At 73.8% G+C, this 21,877-nt stretch carries 15 protein-coding genes; 4 read left to right on the forward strand and 11 right to left on the reverse strand.

Going from position 1 to position 21,877, the window contains the following annotated elements; genetic code table 11:
* Positions 1–67: 67 nt before the first annotated feature.
* A complete protein-coding gene (locus tag AC07BF_RS02140; RefSeq protein ID WP_363587002.1) occupies positions 68–1,153 on the reverse strand; it encodes a prephenate dehydrogenase in 1,086 nt (361 codons plus the stop codon).
* A gap of 397 nt (positions 1,154–1,550) precedes the next feature.
* On the opposite strand from AC07BF_RS02140, the gene AC07BF_RS02145 reads away from it, so the two are divergent.
* From AC07BF_RS02145 to AC07BF_RS02155, 3 genes are all read left to right on the forward strand, one after another.
* On the forward strand, positions 1,551–3,956 hold the full coding sequence (locus AC07BF_RS02145) for a DUF4139 domain-containing protein (RefSeq protein WP_478332793.1): 2,406 nt from the start codon (positions 1,551–1,553) through the stop codon (positions 3,954–3,956).
* A 3-nt stretch (positions 3,957–3,959) separates the two neighbouring features.
* Entirely contained in the window at positions 3,960–5,507 is a 1,548-nt protein-coding gene (locus tag AC07BF_RS02150; RefSeq protein ID WP_478332794.1) for a mucoidy inhibitor MuiA family protein, read from the forward strand.
* A gap of 79 nt (positions 5,508–5,586) precedes the next feature.
* A complete protein-coding gene (locus AC07BF_RS02155; RefSeq protein ID WP_350883713.1) occupies positions 5,587–5,949 on the forward strand; it encodes a DUF952 domain-containing protein in 363 nt (120 codons plus the stop codon).
* Positions 5,950–5,996: 47 nt separating this feature from the next.
* On the opposite strand, the gene AC07BF_RS02160 is transcribed toward AC07BF_RS02155, so the two are convergent.
* From AC07BF_RS02160 to AC07BF_RS02205, 10 genes are all read right to left on the reverse strand, one after another.
* Complete coding sequence (locus AC07BF_RS02160; protein WP_159398525.1) at positions 5,997–6,980, reverse strand: helix-turn-helix domain-containing protein; 984 nt, start codon at positions 6,978–6,980, stop codon at positions 5,997–5,999.
* Positions 6,981–7,272: 292 nt separating this feature from the next.
* Positions 7,273–8,727, reverse strand: a complete 1,455-nt coding sequence (locus tag AC07BF_RS02165; RefSeq protein WP_478332795.1) for a pseudouridine synthase — start codon at positions 8,725–8,727, stop codon at positions 7,273–7,275.
* Between the two features lie 63 nt (positions 8,728–8,790).
* Positions 8,791–9,462, reverse strand: a complete 672-nt coding sequence (gene scpB / locus AC07BF_RS02170) for an SMC-Scp complex subunit ScpB (RefSeq protein ID WP_400811587.1) — start codon at positions 9,460–9,462, stop codon at positions 8,791–8,793.
* 254 nt (positions 9,463–9,716) lie between these two features.
* Complete coding sequence (locus AC07BF_RS02175) at positions 9,717–10,583, reverse strand: segregation and condensation protein A (RefSeq protein WP_363629147.1); 867 nt, start codon at positions 10,581–10,583, stop codon at positions 9,717–9,719.
* Between the two features lie 244 nt (positions 10,584–10,827).
* Positions 10,828–11,415, reverse strand: coding sequence for a hypothetical protein (locus AC07BF_RS02180; RefSeq protein ID WP_400811461.1), 588 nt, complete (start codon positions 11,413–11,415; stop codon positions 10,828–10,830).
* Entirely contained in the window at positions 11,412–12,479 is a 1,068-nt protein-coding gene (locus AC07BF_RS02185) for a ParA family protein (RefSeq protein WP_030245868.1), read from the reverse strand. Before AC07BF_RS02185 ends, AC07BF_RS02180 begins: the two co-directional genes overlap by 4 nt.
* Before the next feature lie 497 nt (positions 12,480–12,976).
* Positions 12,977–14,092, reverse strand: coding sequence for an alanine dehydrogenase (ald, locus tag AC07BF_RS02190; protein WP_363624116.1), 1,116 nt, complete (start codon positions 14,090–14,092; stop codon positions 12,977–12,979).
* Between the two features lie 261 nt (positions 14,093–14,353).
* Entirely contained in the window at positions 14,354–16,552 is a 2,199-nt protein-coding gene (locus AC07BF_RS02195) for a tetratricopeptide repeat protein (protein WP_478332796.1), read from the reverse strand.
* A 175-nt stretch (positions 16,553–16,727) separates the two neighbouring features.
* Positions 16,728–17,375: an NUDIX hydrolase gene (locus tag AC07BF_RS02200; RefSeq protein WP_363586994.1), complete on the reverse strand. Its 648-nt coding sequence runs from the start codon at positions 17,373–17,375 to the stop codon at positions 16,728–16,730.
* 93 nt (positions 17,376–17,468) lie between these two features.
* Positions 17,469–19,148 carry a CTP synthase gene (locus tag AC07BF_RS02205; protein ID WP_079135937.1) on the reverse strand — a complete coding sequence of 560 codons (1,680 nt, stop codon included), beginning with the start codon at positions 19,146–19,148 and terminating at the stop codon, positions 17,469–17,471.
* 720 nt (positions 19,149–19,868) lie between these two features.
* Here AC07BF_RS02205 and AC07BF_RS02210 point away from each other — a divergent pair.
* Positions 19,869–21,875, forward strand: a complete 2,007-nt coding sequence (locus AC07BF_RS02210; RefSeq protein ID WP_400844681.1) for a glycoside hydrolase family 15 protein — start codon at positions 19,869–19,871, stop codon at positions 21,873–21,875.
* Positions 21,876–21,877 lie beyond the last annotated feature (2 nt).

The raw sequence follows: 21,877 nt of genomic DNA on the forward strand, positions 1-21,877 counted from the left end.
TCAACCGAACCGCTCGACCGAACCGCTCAACCGAAGTCCCAGAAGCCGACCGGCCCCCGCAGCCCGATCAGTCCCGGACGCTCCACCCGCTCGCCCGCAGCGCCACCGTGAGCGGCTTGACCGCCCCGGGCGCCACCGACAGCTGGACGAAGCCCACCTGCTGGCCGGTCGAGTGCTCGATGACGACGTCCTCGATGTTGACCCCGGCCGCGCCGACCTCGCCGAACAGCCGGCCCAGCTCGCCGGGCTGGTCACCGAGCACCACGGCCACCGTCTCGTACCGGGTGGGCGGCGCGCCGTGCTTGCCGGGGATGCGGGCCTGGCCGGTGTTGCCGCGCCGCATGACCGCCTCGATCCCGGCCGCGCCCGCCCGGCGCTCGCCCTCCTCGGGGGCGTCCAGGGCGCGCAGCGCGGCGACGGTCTCCCCGAGGTCGGAGGCGACCTCCTCCAGGATGTCGGCGACCGCGCCGGCGTTGGCGGAGAGGATGTCGACCCACATGCCGGGGTTGGAGGCGGCGATCCTGGTGACGTCCCGGACACCCTGCCCGGAGAGCCTTATGGCGGTCTCGTCGGCGTGCTCCAGCCGGGCGGCGACCAGCGAGGACACCAGCTGCGGGGCGTGCGAGACCAGGGCGACGGCCCGGTCGTGCGCGGTCGCGTCCATCACGATCGGCATCGCACCGCAGAGCGCGACCAGTTCCAGGGCGGCGTTGAGCGTCTCGGTGTCGGTGTCGTCGGTGGGGGTGAGCACCCAGGGGCGGCCCTCGAACAGGTCGGCGCGGGCGGCCAGCGGGCCGGAGCGCTCGCGGCCGGCCATCGGGTGGCTGCCGATGTAGTGGACGGTGTCGCAGCCGAGCGCGGCGACCTCGATGCGCGGGCCGGCCTTGACGCTGGCGACGTCGGTGTACCAGCGGGCCAGGTTGCGGCGCTGGCAGTCGGCGAGCACCTTGCCGACCAGGGCGGGCGGCACGGCGATGATCGCCAGGTCGACCGGGCCGTCGGCCGGCTCGGTGATGCCGGCGCCGAGCGAGGCGGCGGTCCGGGCGGCGTCCGGGTCGGCGTCCTCCAGATGGACGGTCAGCCCGCGGCCGGCCAGGGCGAGCGCGGCGGAGGTGCCGATCAGTCCGGTACCGACGACGACGGCAGTGCGCATGGCGGGTCGCGCTCCTTCTCGAATTCTCGGGCTTCGCGTTCCGGGCTGCCCGACCTCGCCGGTTCTCGGTCCGGTCGGCGCCCCGGCACCGGCCGGGAACACCCGCGCCCCATCCTCTCGCATCCGCCCCACCCACGCCCCCACCGCCCACCCGCTGGGCAACCACGGCGGCCCCGTCCCCGTCCCACACCATGCGGAGGCACGCCGGACACGGCGGGCACCACAGGACCGCGAACGCGCCAGGCCGCCAGACCGCCAGACCGCCAGACCCGCCAACGGGCACACACGCCGCACCCCGCGAAATCCGGCGACGCCCGCACCGAAGCGGGGCAGACTGGCCGCCCGGGCACGGCGCGGGCGACACGCGGAACACGGCACGCGAACGAAGGGGTTGCGCATGGACGATCAGCACAGCGGCGACGATCAGCACAGCGGCGACGATCAGCAGAACGGCGAGGCCCGACACGTCGGCGAGGCCGGGCCCCCGAAACCCCCCGCCGTCCCCGCCCACCCGTCGGTCCTGGACTCCGTCGTGGTCTACGCCGAGGGCGCGGTGTGCCGCCGCCGGGCCAGCGTCCCGCTCCCGGCCGACGGCCGGCTGCGGCTGACCGGTCTGCCCTCCTCCCTGGACGGCCGCTCGCTGCGCGCCCGGGTGCTCGACGGCCCGAGCGGGACGGCGGTCACCGAGGCCCGGCTGGAGCTGCTCGCCGAGTTCCACGAGCCGACCGAACTCCCCCGGCTCCGCCGCGAGTTGGACGAGGCCATGGAGCGCCAGGGCGCACTCACCGAGCGCCGCCGACTGGTCCTGACCGCGATCGCCGAGACCTCCGCCCTGCGCGCCATACCACCGCAGCGGCGGCCCGAGGAACCGCTGCGGCGGACGCCCGCCGACGCCTGGCTGGAGCTGGCCGACTTCGTCGACGAGCGCCTGACCCGGCTCCAGCGACGCGCCGAGGAGCTCACCAAGGAAGTCGAACTCGCTGACCACGAGCGCGAATTGGCCGCCGACCGGCTGGACCGCGCATCCACGGCCGGCCCCGCCCACCCGGTCGGGACCGCCGCCACCGTCCTGCTCACCCTCACCACCGCGCAGGCCTCGGCGCTCTCCGCACAGCCCGCCCCGGAACCCACCATGGAACCCACCATGGAATCCGCCCCGGAATCCGCCGGGGAACCCGTCGCCCCAGCCCCCGAGAAGCCCCCCGCCCGGCTCGACATCGAGCTGGAGTACGGCGTCCCCGCCGCCCGCTGGGCGCCCGCCTACCGCCTCTCCTACCGCCAGGGCGCCGACACCGGCCGACTCGTCCTGCGCGCCTCCGTCGCCCAGCAGACCGGAGAGGACTGGACCGGCGTCCGGCTCGCCCTCTCCACCGCCGACCTCGACCGCCGCACCGACCTGCCCCGGCTCCGCTCGCTGCGGATCGGCCGCAGCCAGCCCGCCCCGCCGCCGTCCGGCTGGCGCGAGCCCCCGGCCGGCCTGGCCGACCTCTTCACCGGCTACGACGACGCCGGAGCCGGAGCCCGCCCTGCCCCGCGCCGCAAGGCCCCGCTCGCCGTCTCGGCCCCCGGCCCGTACGGATCCGCCGCCCGGCTCAACCGCCTCGGGGGCGCCCGGCCCGCCGACGCCGGCCTCGTGGCCGACGCCGCCCGGCTGGCCGCCCCCACCGGGCGCGGCGGCACCCTGGACATCGACGAACCCGTACCGGAGCCCCCGCCCGCCCCGAGCGGCTTCGCCGGATACGGCGGTGCACCCGCCGCCGCCCCGATGCCCCAAGCCCCCCTGCCGCAAGCCTCGATGTACCAAGCCTCGATGCCCCAGGTTTCGATGCCCCAGGCCCCCGCGCCGCCGCCCGCCCCCGTGGCACCGGGCGGCGCGCCCCCGCCGGACCTGCACCCGCTCGCCCGCCGCGCCCGCCGAAGCGGCGGCGGCACCGAGGCCCCCGGCACCGGCTTCGCCCCGGACGCCTCCCTGCTCGACTACCCCGGCCTCGTCCTGGCAGGCCCCGACGCACCCGCCGCCCACCGCGGCACCCTGCGCCCCCAGGCCGAGCAGACCGAGCAGGCCGACCACTACGGGCCGGCGGCGATGCCCCCGGGCGACACCGGCGGCGAGCGGGTCCGCCATCTGGCACTCCCCCGGCACGCCGTCCCGCCCCGCGAGTCGGCGGGCTCCTTCGACCACCGCTTCGACTCCGCCGCCCCCGCCGACATCCCGTCCGACGGCACCTGGCACACCGTCACGATCGACGAGATCCCGGTGTCCGTCCGCCCGGAGTACGTCACCGTCCCCGCCGTCGAGGAGAAGGTGTACGCCACCCTGGTGCTCGCCAACCGGACCGACCGCGCCGTGCTGGCCGGCCCGGTCGAGGTCACCGTCGACGACGAGTTCCTGCTCACCGCCGCCCTGCCCACCCTCGCCCCGGGCGGGCTGCGGAGCCTGGGCATCGGGGTCACCGAGAGCATCGAGGTGGCGCGCCGCACCGAGCTGCACGAGTCCACCGCGGGCATGCTGAGCAGCAGTACCGTGCTCGACCACCGGGTGCGCGTCCAGCTGGCGAACCGGCTCGGCCGCACCGTCACCGTGGAGGTCCGCGAGCGCGTGCCGGTCACCTCCGACGCCGAGATCCGGATCGAGGAGCGGGCCGACTGGCAGGCCCCGGCGGTCTCCACGCCGGACTGCCCGCCCAGCACCCGGCTCTGGCGGGTCGAGCTGCCGCCCGGCGGCCGCACCGAGCTGGACGGCGGCTACCAGATCAAGATCCCGGCCGGAAAGGCCATCGTCGGTGGAAACCGGAGGAACTGAACGATGACCGGAACGACCATCCCCCTCCCCGTCACCGCCGTCACCTGCCTGGAGGACCGCAGCCAGGTCGAACGCACCACCACCGTCGACCTCGCCGCAGGCGTCCAGCGGCTGCGACTGGGCCCGCTCACCGCGCTCGCCGTCGACCGCACCCTGCGCGCCGAGACCACCGCCCCCGGCACCCGCGTGCTGGACGCCCGGATCGTCCGCGACTGGATCCCACGCGCCCCGCTGCCGCCCGGCCCGGAGGACTCCCGGCTGCGCCACCGGCTGCACGAGCTGGAGACCGCGAGCCGCCTCGCCGACCAGACCCGCGCCCGCCTGGAGGCCCGGCTGGCGCTGCTCGCCCAGCTCTCCGCCGACCTGCTGCGCGAGATCGGCGAGGGCGCCGGGATCGGCGAGCTCGAACGCACCCGTTGGGCCCGCGAACTGGACCGGGTGGACGCCGAACGCGAGCGCCACGGCGAGGAGCTGCGGACCACCCACTCCCGGCTGCGCCGCCTGGACCAGGAGCGCTCGCAGGCCCTGCTCACCCTCGACCAGGCCGAGGAGGAACCGGCCGAACTGGTCGCCCACCTGGAGCTCACCGTCGAGGCGGCGCAGCCCGGCCCGAGCGGGCTGGCCGTCACCCATCTGGTGCCGTGCGCCCTCTGGCGCCCCTCGTACCGGGCCACCCTGGACGGCGGAAGCCTGCGGCTGGAGTCGGAGGCGGTGGTCTGGCAGCGCACCGGCGAGGACTGGACCGGTGTCCGGCTCACCTTCTCCACCGCCCGCTCGGCCCTCGCCACCGACCCGCCCGCCGTCGCCGAGGACGTCCTGATGCTGCGCGAGCGCACCGCGGAGGAGCGCCGCACGGTTGAGGTGGAGCTGCGCGAGGAGGCGATCAGCGCGCTCGGCCCGGCCGCCGGGGTACCGGGGGTGGACGACGGCGGGGAGGTCCGGGTGCTGCCCGCGCCCGCTCCGGCCACCGTGCCCTCCGACGGCCGGGCGCACCGGGTGCCGCTCGGCGCCTTCACCGGGCAGGCGAGCAGCGAGTACGCGTGCGCGCCGGAGCTGTCCCCGCTGGTGACCCAGGTGGTCCGGTTCCGCAACACGGCCGGGCACCCGCTGCTGGCGGGTCCGGTCGAACTGGTCCGCGGCAGCGGCTTCACCGGCCGAGGCGAGCTGGGCTTCACCGCCGCCGGGGCCGACGCCGAGCTGGCGTTCGGCAGTTCGGACGGCTACCGGGTGGTCCGCGAGGCCGAGGAACGCCAGGCCACCGCCGGGCTCACCGGCCGCCAGACGACCACCCGAACGGTGCGGCTGCACCTCTCCCGCTTCTCCGGCCCGGAGGAGCGGGACGAGCAGGTCGTCGCGGTCCGCGAGCGGGTGCCGGTCTCCGAGGTGTCGGCGGTGGAGGTGCGGCTGCGCAAGGAGGAGTGCTCCCCGTCGCCGGACGCCTTCGACGCCGAGGGCATCCTCCGCTGGGACGTCCCGCTCGGGCCCGGCGCCCGTCGGACGGTCACGCTGGTCTACGAGGTCTCCGCCACCGCCAAGGTCGCCGGACTCTGAGGAGCCCGGCCTCCGCCGCCGTCTGAACACCGGTCCGCTCGTGACGACCGCTCAGGACCAAACCGGGTAGAACAGGAACATGATCCTCCACCTCGCACCCCTGGACGACTGGCTGTCCGACCCCGGTCGGCCGTACACCACCGCGTCGTTGCTCACCGACGGGTTCATCCACTGCTCGGCGGACGAACAGACGGCACTCGCGGTGGCCAACGCCTTCTTCGCCGACACTCCCGACCCGCTGATGGCACTGCTGATCGAGGAGTCACAGGTGGAACCGATGGTCAAGTGGGAGGCCCCGCACGGCGCACCGCCGCCCGGGGCCACCCCCGGCCTGCTGTTCCCGCACGTCTACGGACGACTCAACCGCTCCGCCGTCAAGGGCCTGCTGAAGGTCGAACGCGGCCCGGACGGCCGCTGGGCCGCCCTCACCCCCTGGAGCTGACGCCCGACCCCCGACGTCCGCCCGGCCCGGTGCACAGCCAACTCCTGTCACAACCAACCCCGCTCCCGGGCCGCCATACCGGCCTGGAAGCGGGTGGTGGCGCCCAGCGAGCGCATCAGGCTCTGCAACCGGCGCTGGGTGGTGCGGGCGCTCCAGCCGAGCGACCGGGCGATCGACTCGTCGGTGAGGCCGGCCGCCAGCAGGCCCAGCAGCTTGCGGTGGTCGGCCTCCGGCTCCAGCGTCGCGTCCCCGGTGCCGATCGCGGCCTGCAACTGGACGGCGCGCTCCCACTCCGCCTCGAACAGCGTGTCCAGCGCCTGGAGCAGCGCGGAGGGGTGGATGACGTACGCGGCGTCGAGGACGCTGTCGCCCACGCTGATCGGGATGATCGCCATCCGGTCGTCCGAAATGATCATCTTCATCGGCAGCGACGGCCGGACCCGGGCCTCCTCGCCGTCCGCGACCCCGGCCAGGATGTTCCGCTCCAGTCGGCCCGGCCAGGCCACCGCGTCCCGGTCGTAGACGGTCCGCAGCCGCAGGCCCTCCCGCAACCGCCGCCGCTGCAACGGGATCGGGGTCACCGGATCCTGGATGTACGGCGGGCGGTCGAAGCCGCGGACCTGGTACTGGCTGGTCTCGGTGATGTGCTCCAGCCGCTGCGCGATCGCCTCGCCACCGGTCAGCACCTCCACCGAGTGCGCCGGATCGGTGTACCGCGAAGCCTCCCGGAAGGCGTCCATCAGACGGTGCATCTCGGCCCGGGCGTGCCGCAGTTCGGACTCGCGGTGGCCGATCAGGGTGCCGATCGCGACGTCGGGGGCGACCGGCAGGTAGCGCTGCCGGTCCACCGGCGCCCGGGTCGCCATGCCCTGCTGCGCCAGGCGGTCCAGGGCGCGCACGCTCTGCTGGAGCGTCAGGCCGCAGCCCTCGGCCAGTTCCTCCGCGGTGGACTGCGGATTGGCCACCAGCGCCGCGTAGACCTGTCCGTCCGGCTCGGCCAGTCCCAGTGCGCTGAGTGGTGCATCCGACACGACGCCGTCTCCCCGTTCGCCCCCCACCGGCGCCGGCCCTGGCGCAGTCCCGCCACTGGGCGGATGGTGGTCCGGTGGCAATCCTCTGCCACGGATCATGGCGCTGACAAGGCCGTGACCAGGGGTTGCGCCCCGCCTCGCACCCCGCCCACCCCCACCGAACGACCGAGGGCCTCCCCGCCTTTCGACGGGGAGGCCCTCAGCGGAAGCCCGAATATACCGACCGGTCTACAGACTTCGGGGGGAATATGCCGACCGGTCTACATAGCCCAATCGGAATATACCGACCGGTCTACAGACCGACCTCGCGCATCAGCTGACCGACCTCGGGGTTGGTCAGACGGCGCAGCCAGCCCGACTTCTGGTCGCCCAGCGCGATCGGGCCGAAGTGCGTGCGCACCAGCTTCTCGACCGGGAAGCCGGCCTCGGCCAGCATCCGGCGGACGATGTGCTTGCGACCCTCGTGCAGGGTCACCTCGACCAGGTAGTTCTTGCCGACGTTGGAGATCACCTTGAAGCTGTCGGCGCGCGCGAAGCCGTCCTCCAGCTCGATGCCCTGCGCCAGCTGCTTGCCCAGGTCGCGCGGGATCGGGCCCTGGATGGCGGCCAGGTAGGTCTTGGTCACGCCGTACCGGGGGTGGGTGAGACGGTGGGCCAGCTCGCCGTGGTTGGTGAGCAGGATGATGCCCTCGGTCTCGGTGTCCAGACGGCCGACGTGGAACAGCCGGGTCTCCCGGTTGGTCACGTAGTCGCCGAGGCACTGGCGCCCGTCCGGGTCCTCCATGGTGGAGACCACGCCGGCCGGCTTGTTGAGCGCGAAGAACAGGTACGACTGGGTGGCGACGGTCAGGCCGTCCACCTTGATCTCGTCGTTCTGCGGGTCGACCCGCTTGCCCTGCTCGGTGACGAGCTTGCCGTTGACCTGGACCCGGCCCTGCTCGATCAGCTCCTCGCAGGCGCGGCGGCTGCCGATGCCCGCCCGGGCCAGCACCTTCTGCAGGCGCTCGCCCTCGGGCTCGCCGAAGGTCTTGGGCAGCTTGACGGCCGGCTTGTCGTGCCGGGCGAGGACGGCGTCCTCGATCTTGGCCTGCAGCTCGCGCGAGCGCTGCGGCTGGCGGCGCGGGTCGCCCGGGGCGCCCTGGCCCTCACGGCGCGGGCGCGGGGCCGGGCTGGGGCGCCGGCCGGAGTAGCCGCCGCGGGCGGGGGTGGCGTTGGGGCCACCGCCGAACTCGGGGCGGTCGTAGCGCCGCTCCTCGGGCCGCAGCGGGCGGTCCGGGTACCGGTTGTCGTCGCGCCGGTCGTCCCGGCGACTGTCACGCCCGTACGAGCCGGAGCCGCCGCGCGAACCGGCACCGCTGCCGCCGCCGTACGAGCCGCCGCGCGAGCCGGAGCCCGAGCCGGACCCACCGCCGTACGAACCCCCACGCGAGCCCGAGCCCGAGCCGGACCCACCGCCGTACGAACCCCCACGCGAGCCCGAGCCCGAGCCGGACCCACCGCCGTACGAACCCCCACGCGAGCCGGAGCCCGAGCCGGACCCACCGCCGTACGAACCCCCACGCGAGCCGGAGCCCGAGCCGGACCCACCGCCGTACGAACCCCCACGCGAGCCCGAGCCCGAGCCCGAGCCGCTGCGGCCGCTGCCGCTGCCGCCGTAGGAGCCGCCGCCCCGGCCCCCGCCCTGTCCGCTGCGACCGCTGCCGCCGCCGCTGCCGCTGCCGTTCCTGCCGTTGCCACTGCTACGCATCAAAGTGTCCGTACGTCGTTACCGTCTGGGATGTGCGGTCGTTTCGGCCGACCTCACCGCCCCCTACCGATCAGGCGCAGCCCGACCGGCCTCGCCACTGCCGCCCACGGCCTGCACGGCAGCGGCGGCGACCGCCTCCGCGATCATCGTGCCCTCCAGGGACTCCGCTTCCACGTCGTCGACCTCGGGCAGGAAGGGAGCAAGCTCCGGCAGCTCGTCCAGGCCGCGGAGCCCCATCCGTTCCAGGAAGTAGTTCGTCGTCCGATACAGGATCGCACCTGTTTCGGGCTCGGATCCGGCCTCTTCCACCAGTCCTCGCTGTACCAGGGTACGCATCACGCCGTCACAGTTCACACCGCGGACGGCGGAAACCCTAGATCTGGACACCGGCTGCCGGTAGGCGACGACCGCCAGGGTCTCCAATGCGGCCTGCGTGAGCCGGGCCTGCTGGCCGTCCAGCAGGAAGCGGTCGACGGCCGGAGCGCAGGTGTCCCGGCTGTAGAACCGCCACCCGCCGGCGACCAGCCGCAGGTCGAATCCGCGGCCCTGGGCGGTGTATTCGGCGGCCAGTTCGCGCAGCGCAGCGGCCACCTGCGCCCGGGGCCGCTCCAGCACGCCGGCCAGCCGCTCCTCCCCGGCAGGCTCGTCGACGACCATCAGGATCGCCTCCAGCTCGGCCTTCAACCCGGCCCCGGGCGTCTCCTCGCCCCCGGCCGGATCAGCGACGCCGACCACATCAGTGACGCCGGAGGTCGACGGGGCCGACTTCTGGTGCACGACCCGGGCCTCGCCCTCCGCCGACGCACCCACGGACGCCGCTACCGGCTCCACCACCGACCCCGCCGCCACCGGATCCGTCACGGGCCCCGCCACCGGCTCGAAGGCCGGCTCCAGCCACTCCCCGGCCCGCGGCCGCCCCGGCAGCCCGAGCGGGCGCCGCACCGGCCGCCCGCCGACCCCGCTCCCGCTCGGGCTCCCGCTCCCACCACTCATCGACTCTCCTCCCGCTCCCGCTCACCCACCGGCCGGTCGAACTCGTCCGTCACCTCGACCGCGCCCCGGTCCTCCTCCGCCACCCAGCGCACCAGCAGTTCGCCCAGCGCCTCCGGCTGCTCGAAGGCCAGCACCCGCTCCCGGTACAGCTCCAGCAGCGCCAGGAAACGGGCGACGACCACCAGCTCGTCCGGCGCGTCCTCGACCAACCGCTGGAACGACGCCTCGCCGAGCTCGGTGAGCAGCCCGACCACCAGCCCGGCCTGCTCGCGCACGCTGACGGGCGGGCTGTGGATGTGGTCGACGTACACGACGGGCTTCGGCTTGGGTTCCATGGCCCTGGCCGCCAGCTGCGCGAGCCGCTCCGGGCCGATGGTGATGACCACCTCGGGCAGCAGCCCGGCATGCCGGGGCTCCAGCCCGACGGTGCGTGGGCGTCGGGCCAGCTCGGCGGCCCAGCGCTCGCCGAAGAGGGCCGCCGCCCGCTTGTACGCCCGGTACTGCAGCAACCGGGCGAACAGCAGGTCACGGGCCTCCAGCAGCGCCAGGTCCTCCTCGTCCTCGACGTCGGCGACGGGCAGCAGCCGGGCGGCCTTGAGGTCGAGCAGGGTCGCGGCGACGACCAGGAACTCGGTCGCCGCGTCCAGGTCCCAGTCCGGGCCCATCGCCCGGATGTGTGCCATGAACTCGTCGGTGACGGTGGCCAGCGCCACTTCGGTGACGTCGAGTTTGTGCTTGGCGATCAGACTGAGCAGCAGGTCGAAGGGGCCTTCGAAGTTGTCCAGCCGCACCCGGAAGCCGCCCCGCGGCTGTTCCTCGGTCGCGTTCACGGCGGTGGTGGGTGGTTCGGCGGTGCTCGGCATGACGGTCCATCTTCACCCGGCCCGGCCGCCCGCCCCGCCCCCGGGGCCGTCGACACGCCGCCGTCACGCCGTCGTCACGCCGTCGACGCCTCCCGGCGTCGGCCCTCGGCATCGACATCGACGCCACCGCAGGACGTCACCACAGGACGTCGACACGCCACACCAGGGATGCCACACCGGGACCGCCGCACCGGAGGCACCGCACCAGCAGCACCAGAGGCACCACTGACGGCCAGGAAGGGGCCTAGCGGCCGCGCAACCGCCGGACCAGGATGGAGGCCTCGCCGCGCTGCTCCAGGTCCGCCAGGACGACTGCGATGGCCTCCCGGACGATCCGCCCGCGGTCCACGGCCAGGCCGTGCTCACCGCGCAGCACCAGCCGGGCGTGCTCCAGGTCCATGAGCTCCTCGGCGGACACGTACACGGTGATCTTCTCGTCGTGCCGCTCGCGCCCGCTGGGGCGGCGCGGCGCGCGGCCGCGCGGCCGGGCGCGCCCGGTGCCGCCGGCCTGCTCCTCGGCGGCGCCGGGGTGCTGGCGGCCGGCCGGCACGGTGCCCTGGGGCCCGGCGGACGAGGCGGAGCGCTGGGCCGGCGGCTGGGCGCCCGCCGGGGCGCCGGCGGCCGGCTGCTGGTCCTGGGACGGCTGCCGCCCGGCCTCGCCGGTGCGCTGGGTGCCCTGAGCGTCCTCGGCGCCTTCGGCGCCGTCCGTGCCGTGGACGGTCCGCGCGGTCTCCGCTCTGGCTGCCTCGGCGGCCGGACGCGGCGCGAGGGACGGCGACAGCGCCATCCCGCCGGTGGTCCGGAACAGCTCGTCGGCCCCCGGGAGACTCACTCGGCGGGGCGGCACCGGTCGAGCACCTCCCTGGCGAGCTGGCGGTAGGCGGCGGCACCGACCGAGTTGGTCGCGTACGTGGTGATGGGCTCGCCGGCGACGGTGGTCTCCGGGAAGCGCACGGTCCGCCCGATGACGGTGTGGAAGACGTGCTCGCCGAACGCCTCGACGACGCGCGCCAGCACCTCGCGGCTGTGCACGGTGCGCGAGTCGTACATGGTCGCGAGGATGCCGTCCAGGCGCAGCTCGGGGTTGAGCCGCTCGCACACCTTCTCGATGGTCTCGGTCAGCAGCGCGACGCCGCGCAGCGCGAAGAACTCGCACTCCAGCGGGACGATGACGCTGTGAGCGGCGGTCAGCGCATTGACCGTCAGCAGGCCCAGCGAGGGCTGGCAGTCGATGATGACGTAGTCGTAGTCGGGCAGCAGCGGCTTCAGCGCGCGGGCCAGCGCGGACTCCCGGGCCACCTCGCTGACCAGCTGCACCTCGGCGGCGGAGAGGTCGATGTTGGACGGCAGCAGGTCCATGCCCGGCACGGCCGTCTTGAGCAGCACTTCATCGGCCGTCAGGCCCCGCTCCATGAGCAGGTTGTAGACGGTGACGTCGAGCTCCATCGGGTTGACGCCGAGGCCGACCGAGAGCGCGCCCTGCGGGTCGAAGTCGACGAGCAGCACCCGGCGGCCGTACTCGGCCAGCGCGGCGCCCAGGTTGATGGTCGACGTGGTCTTGCCGACGCCGCCCTTCTGGTTGCACATGGCGATGATCTGCGCGGGGCCGTGCTCGGCCACCGGGGCGGGGATCGGGAAGTACGGCAGCGGGCGGCCGGTCGGGCCGACCCGCTCGCGGCGCTGGCGCGCGGCGTCGGGGGCCAGCGTGGCGGCGTACTCCGGGTCCGGCTCGTACTCGGCGTCCGGGTCGTCGTAGGCGCCGTAGGCGAACTCGCCGTAGGCCAGGCCGTAGGCCGCCAAGTCGGCGTCGTGATCGGTCACCGTGGTCACCTGCGCTGTGTTCTGGCGTGCTTCGAAGGTGCGGAGTGCGACCGAGCCGACCTCGGCCGAGCCCACGGAGGGCTGCCGGGCCCCTGGCTCCTCACTCGGCTGGCCGGCGGTGCGCTCCGCCAGTCCTGGCTGACCACCCCCGGGAGCAAATGTCGACTCATTCACAAGTCGTCTTACCTCCTTGGGCATCCAGGACTCTATGTCGATTCGTCAGCGTGGCAGCATGCCGACGGTTTGCGACTCTAGGCCGTTCAAGGCGTTCGCAGCAACACAATCCACGGTAGTGGGCCGGATGTGTCGACTATCGGGCGGGCCGATGTCAAGGGATGAGTAGGCCGTTGACCCTAACGTTTCTGCGGTGGGGTGACACGACCGACAGAAATTGACGACAGAGCGACCCGTCCGCTCCACCACCCGTTCACGGGCACGGCGAAGCCCCCGGCCCGAGGGGATCGGGTCGGGGGCGAACGACCGCCGGGCGGTCTACCGGATCGCAGGATCTCTGGATCACCGGATCGCAGGATCAGCGGATCTCTGGATCACCGAATCGCAGGATCACCGGATCAGGCGAGCACGCTCTCCAGCGAGACCGACTCCAGGCCGAAGGCCTCGGCCACGGCCGGGAAGGTGATCTGGCCCTCGTGCACGTTCAGGCCCTTGGCGAGCGCCGGGTCACGGCGCAGCGCCTCCTTCCAGCCGCGGTTGGCCAGCTCGACGACGTACGGCATCGTCGCGTTGGTCAGCGCGTAGGTGGAGGTGTTCGGGACGGCGCCCGGCATGTTGGCCACGCAGTAGAAGACCGAGTTGTGGACCTGGAAGGTCGGCTCGGCGTGCGTGGTGGCGTGCGAGTCCTCGAAGCAGCCGCCCTGGTCGATGGCGATGTCGACGAGCACGGAGCCCGGCTTCATGCGGGAGACCAGCTCGTTGGTGACGAGCTTCGGGGCCTTGGCGCCCGGGATCAGCACCGCGCCGATGACCAGGTCGGCCTCGATGACGGCCTTCTCCAGCTCGAAGGTGTTGGAGACGATGGCCTTGATCTTCGTGCCGAAGATGCGGTCGGCCTCGCGCAGCTTGTTGATGTCGCGGTCGAGCAGGGTCACCTCGTAGCCCATGCCGATGGCGATGGTGGCCGCGTGCCAGCCGGAGACGCCACCGCCGATGACGACGGCCTTGGCCGGGTGGGTGCCGGGCACGCCGCCGGGCAGCACGCCGCGGCCGCCGGCCGGGCGCATCAGGTGGTACGAGCCGACCTGCGGGGCGAGACGGCCCGCGACCTCGGACATCGGGGCGAGCAGCGGCAGCGCGCCGTTGCCGAGCTGCACGGTCTCGTACGCGATGGCGGTGGTGCCCGAGGCGATCAGCGCGTCGGTGCCGGCGCGGTCGGCCGCCAGGTGCAGGTACGTGAAGAGGGTCTGGCCCTTGCGCAGCCGGTGGTACTCGGAGGCGATGGGCTCCTTGACCTTCAGCAGCAGGTCGGCGGTGGCCCACACCTCGTCGGCGGTGGGGAGGATGGTGGCGCCGGCGGCCACGTACTCCTCGTTGGGGATCGAGGAGCCGACACCGGCGTTGTCCTCGATGTAGACCTCGTGTCCGTTGCGGACCAGCTCATGCACGCCGGCGGGCGTGATGGCCACGCGGTACTCGTGGTTCTTGACCTCGCGGGGGATGCCGACCTTCACGGCTAAACACGTCCTCTTGCCATGGGGGTCCCTACCGGAGAAGACCGGCGGGCGACGCGCACGTGGGGAAGCCTCCGGGGCAGCCCGGGGCGGGGATCGCTGCGCGACTGAGTTCGAGTGTAATGAAGCCCAGTCGGCGTGTCAGCCTTCCAAAGTGAATAAATCTGCCGAACACATTGGCAGGTTCGTAGGCTTCCCTTGCGATCTTCCCACCAAAGGTGTGTTAACCGGGCATCTTCGACAATACCTCCGAAAGACCCCTCACCACCCGGCGTCGACCCGTTCCCGCAGGTCCGCGAGGGCGGCCCCGACGGCCTCCCGGCCGCGCTCGTCGCCGAGCCTGCGCAACACCGCCAGCGCGGCCCGGTACTCGCGGTCCGCCTCGTCGAAACGGCGCTGCGCGGCGTGCGCCTCGGCCACCCGGGCGAGCAGCCGGGCCTCGGCGGCGGGCTCCCCCATCGACTGCCGCAGGCCGAGTGCCCGCCCGTACCAGTCGGCGGCGCGCACCGCGTCGCCGAGCGCCCGGTGGCAGCCGGCCGCACCCTCCAGGGCCCGGGCGCAGAGTGGTTCGTCCCCGGCCGTGCGGGCGTGCTCCAGGGCGGCCCGGTAGTGCGTGACGGCCTGCTCCCAGCGGCCCGCGGCGGCCTGTAGGTCGCCCAGGTTGAGCAGCGCGGCCGAGGCCCGGCGGGGTCTGCCGTGCCGCTCGGCGACGGTCAGCACCAGTTCGTGCAGCCGGTAGAGGTCGGCGGGGGCGGCGGCGCCGGTCAGCGGCAGCGCCCTCAGCAGCGCGGTGACCAGCCGGCCCGCCGAGCCGTCCAGGTCGCCCTGGCCGATCGCGTCGGCCACCGCCCCGAGCAGCAGGTCCCGCTCGCCGAGCAGCCACTCCCGGGCGTGCTCCGCCGAGCCCAGCCGCAGGGCGGCGGGCAGCGGGTCGGGCCCGGGGCCGCTGCCCGCCGGGTCCAGCAGGGCGCGGGCCGACTCGGTGAGCCGGACCAGCCGCTCCAGCAGCCGGGCCCGGGCGAGCTCGGTCTCGGCGGGCCGGTCCTCCTGCTCGCGCAGCCGGACCAGCCTCGGGTAGAGGCGCCCGGGCACCCGGTAGCGCGGGCTGCCGTCGGCGGCCGGCGCCTCCTGGCCGAGCAGCTCCCGTTCGGCCAGTGCGGCGAGCGTCACGGCCGCCTCCGGTGCCGGGCAGCCGACCAGGGCGGAGGCGGTGCGCGGGTCGGCGGTCTGCGCCGGGGCCAGGGTGAGGGTGCGCAGCATCCGCGCCTGGGCGGCCGGGAGGGTGCCGTACAGCAGGGTGAACGCGCCGATCAGCGGGTCGCTGTCGGGGACGGGCACCGGCTCGGCCGGCTCCGGGCCGGGCTTCACCCAGGCCGCCTGCTCCCCGGCCGTCTCGCCGGCGGCGGGCTCCGGCGGCGGGCCCTCGGCCGGCTTCTCCCCCGGCGGTGGGGGCGTCGCGGCCTTCCCGGGCGTCGACACCTGGGCAGCCTTCGGCCCCTGTACGGGCTTCGCGGCCTTCCCCGACGCCGCGCCCTGTACGGACTTCGCGGCCTTCCCCGGGGCCGCCCCCTGTACCGGCTTCGCGGCCTTCCCGGGCGTCGGCGCCTGGGCGGTCTTCGGCCCCTGAACGGGCTTCTCCGCCTTCTCCCCCTCCCCCTTCGGCGCCGCCGACCGTGCCGACTCCTCGCCCACCACCCGGGTGAGCTCGCGCGCCGCCTCGGTGACGGCCGCCTTCGGGTCGCCGCGCAGCCATCCGGCCATCAGCCGCAGGGCGGCCGGCCGGGCCGCGCAGGCCTCCGCCAGGTCGGCGCCGCCGACCGGGTCGCAGGAGATCCGGGTGCCGCCGACCAGGTCGGCGAGCAGTTCGCCGGAGGCCTGCCGGTCGAGCCCGCCGAGGATCACCGGGTCGATGTCCTCGATGCCGGTGAGCGGCCCGGCGGTGGTGGCGAGCACCAGGCAGCCGGGTTCGTCGGCGAGCAGCGGCCACAGCTGCCCGGCGTCCCGGACGTCGTCCAGCACCAGCAGGACCCGGCGGCCCACGAGCGCCTCGCGCAGCGCGACGCAGGCGGGCTCGTCCCGCCCGTCCCCGGTGGCGCCGGGCAGCGGCACGGGGGCCTCGGGATCGAGCTGCTCCAGCAGCAGGCGGGCGGCCCGGGCGGGCGCCACCCGGCCGCCGTCGGGGGCGGACAGACGTGCGAAGAGCACACCGTCGGGGTGGTCCGCGGCGGCGGTGCGGGCGAAGCGGACCGCCAGCGTGGTGCGGCCGGAGCCGGGGCGACCGGCCAGGACCAGCACCGGGCTGCGGCCGGTGGCCGGGCGCGCGGCGGCCGCCCGCAGCGCGGCCAGTTCGGTGCGCCGCCCGACGAACAGCGCGGGCCCGGCCGGCAGCCGGTCGAGGCCCGGAACGGCCCCGACGGGCGCGTCGGGGCCGGGGTCCATCGTCGCCGTCTTCCTCGCCACCCGTGCCACTCCCGACGTCATCCGGCCTCAGCGGAGGCGGCCCGGGACGGGCGCCCTGTCTGCGAAGCGTAGTTCGACCGTCCGGCTCAGCCGAGGTGACATCCGGTCGTACGAACCGGTAAATCACCCTTGCGGATCAACAGCAGGGTGCTCAGGAGGCGTACGGGCCGTTCGCTCACCCCTCGAAGGGCCGGGCCGGCCAGGGCGAGTCCGCCGGGCGCAGTCCGTCCAGCCCGTCCGGTCCGGTGAGCGCGGCGTGCACGGCGAGCGTGCCGGTGACCAGGGTCGGGTTGTGCAGCCGCCCGGCGTGGATCAGCCGGATCAGGTCGGACACCGGCACCCAGGCGACCTCGATCTCCTGTTCCTCGCCCTCCGCCGCGTAGCGCTCGCCCTCGGCCTCCGCGAGGTCGGTGGCGAGGAACATCCGCAGCGCCTCGTCGGTGCCGCCCGGGGAGGTGTAGTAGTCGGCGAGGATGCGCCAGGTGCCGGCCTTGCAGTGCGCCTCCTCGTACAGCTCGCGCTGCGCGGCGTGCCACGGGTTCTCGCCGGGCACGTCGAGCAGGCCGGCGGGCAGCTCCCACAGGCGCTGGCGGACGGGGTGCCGGTACTGCCGCAGGATCAGCACCCGCTGCTTGTCGTCCAGGGCGAGCACGGAGACCGAGCCGGGGTGGGTCTGGTAGTCGCGGCGGGCCCAGCTGCCGTCGGGCATCCGGACCTCTTCGCTGCGCACACCGGTGACCTTGCCCTGGAACGGCGTCCGGCTCTCCCGGACCTCCCACTCCTCGGCCACGTCGGCGATCCCCTGGTCGCGCTGCTCGTCCATCGCTCTCCCCTTTTCGTCAGTACGACACAATCTAACGCCGGACGGCGGCCCCGCGGGAATCGCGGGGCCGCCGTCCGGTGAACGACCGGCGACTTACTCGGCCGCGGTGGTCTTGATCTCGATGGCGGCCTTGACCAGACCCGCGAACAGCGGGTGCGGGCGGGTCGGGCGGGACTTCAGCTCCGGGTGGGCCTGGGTGGCCACCAGGTACGGGTGCACCTCGCGCGGGTACTCGACGTACTCGACCAGGTCGCCCTTGGGGGAGAGGCCGGAGAACTGCAGGCCGGTCTTCTCCAGGTCCGCGCGGTAGGCGTTGTTGACCTCGTAGCGGTGGCGGTGGCGCTCCTCGACGTACTGCTCGCCGCCGTAGACCTCACGGACGATCGAGCCCTCGGCGAGCTTGGCCGGGTACAGGCCCAGACGCATGGTGCCGCCCAGGTCGCCCTTGCCGTCGACGATGGCCAGCTGCTCGGCCATCGTGGAGACGACCGGGTGCTTGGCGGCGGCGTCGAACTCGGTGGAGTTGGCCTCGGGCAGGCCGGCCAGGTTGCGGGCCGCCTCGATGACCACGCACTGCAGACCCAGGCACAGGCCGAGCAGCGGGACGCGGTTCTCGCGGGCGAAGGTGATGGCGCCGACCTTGCCGTTGACACCGCGGTCGCCGAAGCCGCCGGGGATGCAGATCGCGTCCACGTCGCCGAGCTGCGCCCGGGCGCCCTCGGGCGTCTCGCAGTCGTCCGAGGTCACCCACTTGATCTCGACCCGGGCGTTGTTGGCGAAGCCGCCGGCGCGCAGCGCCTCGGTCACCGACAGGTAGGCGTCCGGCAGGTCGATGTACTTGCCGACCAGGGCGACCTTGACGATGTGCTGCGGCTCGTGGACGCGGCGCAGCAGGTCGTCCCAGGTCGTCCAGTCCACGTCGCGGAACGGCAGGTCGAGCCGGCGCACCACGTAGGCGTCCAGGCCCTCGCCGTGCAGGACCTTGGGGATGTCGTAGATCGACTTGGCGTCGATGGCCGCGACCACGGCCTCCTCGTCCACGTCGCACATCAGCGAGATCTTGCGCTTGATGGCCTGCGGGACCTCGCGGTCGGCGCGCAGCACGATCGCGTCGGGCTGGATGCCGATGTTGCGCAGCGCGGCGACGGAGTGCTGGGTGGGCTTGGTCTTCAGCTCGCCCGAGGGGCCGATGTACGGCAGCAGGGAGACGTGCACGAAGAACACGTTGTCCCGGCCGACCTCGTGGCGGACCTGGCGGACGGCCTCCAGGAACGGCAGCGACTCGATGTCGCCGACGGTCCCGCCGACCTCGGTGATCACCACGTCGACGTCCTCGGTCGCCATCCGGCGGATCCGGGACTTGATCTCGTTGGTGATGTGGGGGATGACCTGGACGGTGTCGCCCAGGTACTCGCCGCGTCGCTCCTTGGCGATGACGGTGGAGTAGACCTGGCCGGTGGTGACGTTCGCCGAACCGTGCAGGTTGGTGTCCAGGAACCGCTCGTAGTGGCCGATGTCCAGGTCAGTCTCGGCGCCGTCGTCCGTGACGAAGACCTCACCGTGCTGGAACGGGTTCATGGTGCCCGGGTCCACGTTGAGGTACGGGTCGAGCTTCTGCATGGTGACGCGCAGGCCGCGGGCCTTGAGGAGCGCGCCAAGGCTGGAGGCGGTGAGGCCCTTGCCGAGCGAAGAGGCGACACCCCCGGTGACGAAGAGGTGCTTGGTCGTCACGGCGCGGCCGTTCGCTGCCTTGCCGGAATGGGGCTGTGCCAAGAGGGGGCTCCCGTGGGTCGCGTGTCGAAGGTGACGTGGGCGGGATGCTCTCGACTCGCCGAACGACGGGAGGCGGTGCGGTGCACGGCACTCGGGGGGTCGTCGATTCGGCTGGTCCGGGGCGTTTGATCCCACCGGTCCACGGGATACCAGGGTATCAGTGACGCGACCGGGACGCCTTCCGGCCCGCTCGCGGCGCCCCGGGGGCGTGCGCGGGGCGCACCACCGGCGCATCATCCGGCGCAGCAGTCACACCGGTCGCACCCCGGCCGGACCGGGCCACTTCGGAGCACTCCGTTCGGGCCATGACAGCCCCTCCACTGGGACCAGCCGGAACTGATCCGTCCGGACCATCCTGCCCGGCGTCCTCGCGATGCACGGCATTTCCGCCGAATTGTGGCGCCACACGAGGCTGCGCCCGCGTGCTTCGCCCCTTTCGTCCGTCGTAAGCTGCACGGACGCATCGCCGACAGCACGAGCACGCGGAGGGCGTGGGAGGTCAGGACACTCCCGGTCCCCGATGCGCGACCGGACCTCCCCGTATTCCAGCTCCTCCCCTCCCACCCCAGGGGCTCGACCGAGCCCCGCGCGGACACTCCAGCAAGGCCCGCCACCACCCCTCGGCGAGCCGGACGTCCCGGGGTGGGCTCCGGCCCCGCAGACCGCTCGCTCCCCCAGATCGCCGATGCGTCGTGACCACATTGCGAACTGGAGATCCACGTGGCCGGCCGTATCGAGGACTACGCACTCATCGGGGACATGCAGACCGCTGCCCTGGTCAGCAGGGACGGGGCGGTGGACTGGCTCTGCCTGCCCCGCTTCGACTCTCCGGCCGTGTTCGCCGGCCTGCTCGGCACCGATGAACACGGCTTCTGGCGGATCGGTCCGGCCGAAGCCGTCGCGACCGAAGTCCCCACCCCCGCGGCACCCCCCACCCCGGCCGCCCCCGCCCTCGGCCTCCCCCGCTTCACCGACACCGCCGATCTGAGGGTCCCGCCGCCCACCGCGGCCGCCCCCGCGGTGCCCGCCGACCGCCGCCGCTACCGGGGCGACTCGCTGGTCCTGGAACAGGAGTGGGACACCCAGGGTGGCACCGTCCGGGTGATCGACTTCATGCCGCCGCGCCCGCTGGCCGGCCGCGACGCCGTCCCCCAGGTGATCCGGATCGTCGAGGGCGTGTCCGGCACCGTCCGGATGCGCTCGGCGGTGCGGATGCGCTTCTCGTACGGGCGCATCGTGCCCTGGGTGCACCGGGTCGAGCAGGCCGGCGGCGGCCACCGCACCGTCGCCGTGGCCGGGCCCGACTCGGTGTGGCTGGACGGCGAGTCCGAGACCTACGGCCGCGACCTGACCACCTACGCCGACTTCACCGTCACCGCAGGCGAGCGGATCGCCTTCGCGCTGACCTGGCAGGCCTCCCACCTGGACGCGCCGAAGGCCCCGGACGCCGAGGAGATGCTCGACGCCACCACCGACTTCTGGCACGAGTGGGCCGCCCAGTGCACCTACCAGGGCCCCTACCGCGAGGCCGTGATCCGCTCCCTGATCACCCTCAAGGGCCTCACCTACGCCCCCACCGGCGGCATCGTCGCCGCCCCCACCACCTCGCTGCCCGAGGACATCGGCGGTGAGCGCAACTGGGACTACCGCTACACCTGGCTGCGCGACGCCGCGATCACCCTCTCCTCGCTGCTGCGCACCGGCTACCGCGACGAGGCCAAGGCCTGGCGGGAGTGGCTGCTGCGCGCCGTCGCCGGCGACCCGGAGAACCTCCAGATCATGTACGGCATCGCCGGCGAGCGCGAGCTCACCGAGTCCTCGCTGGACTGGCTGCCCGGCTACGAGGGCTCACAGCCCGTCCGGGTCGGCAACGGCGCGGCCGGCCAGCTCCAGCTGGACGTCTACGGCGAGGTCGTCGAGGCCCTGCACCTGGCCCACATGACCGGCCTGGTCCGCAACGACCACGCCCACCACCTCCAGCTGCGCCTGATCGAGTACCTGGAGGACCACTGGCAGGAGCCGGACGAGGGCATCTGGGAGGTCCGCGGCCCGCGCCGGCACTTCGTCCACTCCAAGGTGATGGCCTGGGTCGCCGTCGACCGGACGATCAAGCTGCTGGAGCAGACCCCCGAGGACGCCCCCTCCGACGGCCACCTGGAGCGCTGGCGCGAGCTGCGCGAGACCATCCACCGGGACGTCTGCGAGAAGGGCTACGACCCGGAGCGCAACACCTTCACCCAGTACTACGGCGGCAAGGAGCTGGACGCCTCGCTGCTGCTCATCCCCCAGGTCGGCTTCCTGCCGCCGGACGACAAGCGCGTCATCGGCACCATCGAGGCGATCCAGCGCGAGCTGTCCACCGAGGACGGCTTCGTGCTGCGCTACCCGACCCACGACGAGAGCGGCAACAACGTCGACGGCCTCTCCGGCCACGAGGGCGCCTTCCTGGCCTGCTCGTTCTGGCTGGCCGACGACCTCGCCATGATCGGCCGGGTGCAGGAGGCGCGCGAGCTGTTCGACCGGCTGCTCGCGCTGCGCAACGACCTCGGACTGCTCGCCGAGGAGTGGGACCCGCGGCTCAAGCGCCAGGTCGGCAACTTCCCGCAGGCCTTCAGCCACGTCCCGCTGATCGACACCGCACTGCGGCTGACCGCCTGCGGCGGCGCCTACCTGTCCGCCCAGCCGGACGGCCTGGCGGCCGAGCGGGTCGAGCAGGCGACGGTCTAGCA

Source organism: Kitasatospora sp. NPDC043950, assembly GCF_056435345.1.